The organism is Micromonospora sp. NPDC007220 (assembly GCF_040634035.1).
Lineage (GTDB): Bacteria > Actinomycetota > Actinomycetes > Mycobacteriales > Micromonosporaceae > Micromonospora > Micromonospora reichwaldensis.
Window position 1 is genome coordinate 1 of sequence record NZ_JBEYEU010000063.1, and the last position, 2,581, is coordinate 2,581.

The 2,581-nt window shown below is 73.7% G+C and carries 1 protein-coding gene; it reads left to right on the plus strand.

Annotated elements, in window-relative coordinates:
- Positions 1–9 precede the first annotated feature (9 nt).
- On the plus strand, positions 10–2,581 hold a 2,572-nt coding region (locus ABZ573_RS32430), incomplete at its 3' end, for a type I polyketide synthase (RefSeq protein WP_358122915.1).

Here is a 2,581-nt window from a genome sequence, read left to right on the forward strand (position 1 = left end):
CCGTTGTTGTTGGGGTCGGTGAAGTCGAACATCGGTCACACGCAGGCGGCTGCGGGGGTGGCCGGGATCATCAAGATGGTCTTGGCGATGCGGCATGGGATGGTGCCGGCGACCTTGCACGTGGATGCGCCGTCGTCGCATGTGGACTGGGCGTCGGGTGCGGTGGAGTTGGTGACGGAGTCGCGGGTCTGGCCGGGGGCGGGGCGTCCTCGGCGGGCGGGTGTGTCGTCGTTCGGTATCTCCGGCACGAACGCGCACGTGATCATCGAGCAGCCGGAGCCGGAGCCGGAGCCGGAGCCGGCGTCCGCGCCGGTCGCGCCGGTCGCGCCGGTCGGGGTGCCGGTGCCGTGGGTGGTGTCGGGCCGTTCGGAGCGGGGTCTGGCGGGTCAGGCGGCGCGGTTGGCGTCGTTCGCGCGGGACCGGTCCGGCCTTGCGGTGGCGGATGTGTCGTGGTCGTTGGCGACCACCCGGGCGGCGTTGGAGCACCGGGCGGTCGTGTGGGGCTCGGACGTGGACGAGCTGGCGGCAGGCCTCGCGACGGTGGCCGAGGGCCACGTCTCGGGTGTGGTGTCGGCGGGTCGCCGGGCGGTGTTGTTCACGGGGCAGGGTTCGCAGCGCGTGGGCATGGGTCGCGAGCTGTATGACGCGTTCCCGGTCTTTGCGGCGTCGTTCGACGAGGTGTGCGCGCGTTTCGACGGCTTGTTGCCGCGTGGGTTGCGCGAGGTGGTGTTCGCCGAGCCGGGTACCGCCGATGGGGCTCTGTTGGATCAGACCGTCTTTGCGCAGGCGGGGTTGTTCGCGGTCGAGGTGGCGTTGTGGGAGCTGCTTGCGTCGTGGGGTGTGCGGGCGGACTTCCTGGCGGGTCACTCGATCGGTGAGGTGACGGCGGCGTACGTGTCGGGGGTGTTGTCGCTGGCGGATGCGTGCACGCTGGTGGCGGCGCGGGGTCGGTTGATGCAGGCGCTGCCGGCCGGCGGTGTGATGGCGGCGGTCGGTGTGGCTGAGGAGGCTGTCGCCGAGCTGATCGGCGCGTCGGGTGCGGCCGTGGACGTCGCGGCGGTCAACGGCCCCGCGTCGGTGGTCGTCTCCGGCGCCGCCGGCGAGGTGGCCACGGTGGTGGCGGCCTGCCGTGAGCGGGGTTGGCGGACGAAGGACCTGGCGGTCAGTCACGCGTTCCACTCGCGGTTGATGGAGCCGATGCTCGACGAGTTCGCGTCGGTGGTGGCGGGGCTGGAGTGGCGGTCGCCGCGGGTGCCGATCGTGTCGAACGTGACCGGCGCGGTGGCGGACGCCGCAGAGATCACCGATCCCGGCTACTGGGTGCGGCACGTGCGGCAGCCGGTCCGCTTCGCCGACGGTGTGGCGGCGCTGCGGGCGCAGGGGGTGGACACCTTCCTGGAGGTCGGCCCCGACGCGGTCCTCACCGCCATGGCCGCCGAGGCGGACACTGCCGACGAGGTGCGGTACGTCGCCACGCTGCGCCGCAGCCAGCCCGACGTCACCACCCTCACCAATGCCGTCGGGCAGCTCTGGGCCGCCGGCGTGGCCGTCGACTGGGCGGCGTACCTCGGCCAGACCGGCGCCCGGCCGCGCGCGGTGGAACTGCCCACCTACGCCTTCGACCGGCAGCGCTACTGGCTGGAGGACCCCCAGCCCGGCTCGGCTCCGGAGCGGGCCGGCGCCCCGTCCGACGAGCAGTTCTGGGCGGCGGTCGAGTCCGGGGACCTCGGCGTGCTGGGCGAGGATCTCGCCGTGGGCGCGGACGAGCCGTCCACGGCGCTGCTGCCCAAGCTCGCCCGGTGGCGGCGGGCGACGCAGCAGCGGGCCGTCGTCGACTCCTGGCGGTACCGGGCGACGTGGCGTACGGCCGCCGTGCCGGACTCCGCGACGTTGGCGGGGACCTGGCTGCTGCTGATGGCGCCCGGGCAGGAGGACCACCCGGTGGCCGCGGCGCTGGCCGTCCGGGCCGACCGGGCGGTCCCGGTGCTGGTCCCGGCCGGCGCCGACCGCGACCGGGTGGCGCGGCTGCTGCGGGAGGCGATGGGCTCCGACGACCGGGATGCCCACGTGGTGTCCCTGCTGTCGCTGGCCGAGCCGCGGGAGGCGTCCCCGGTTCCGGCCGCCGCCGAGGTGTCGACGGCGCTGGCCGTGGTGCAGGCGCTGACCGACGTCGGTGGGTCGGGCCGGCTGTGGTGGCTGACGCGTGGGGCGGTGTCGGTCGGCGGCTCGGACGAGCTGGCGGATGTCGCGGGTGCTGCGGTGTGGGGTTTGGGTCGGGTGGTGGGTTTGGAGGTGCCGTTGCGGTGGGGTGGTTTGGTGGATTTGCCGGGGTTGTTGGAAGGGGGTGTGTGGGGTCGGTTGTGTGGGGTGTTGTCGTCGGCTGGTGGTGAGGATCAGGTGGCGGTGCGGTCGTCGGGTGTGTTTGTGCGGCGGTTGGTGCGTGCGGGTTCTCCGGCGGGTGCGGGTTCTGCGGTGGGTGCGGGTACTGGTGGTTTCCGGTTGTCGGGGACGGTGTTGGTGACGGGTGGTACGGGGGCGTTGGGTGCGCGGGTGGCGTTGTGGGCGGTGGGTGTGGGTGCGG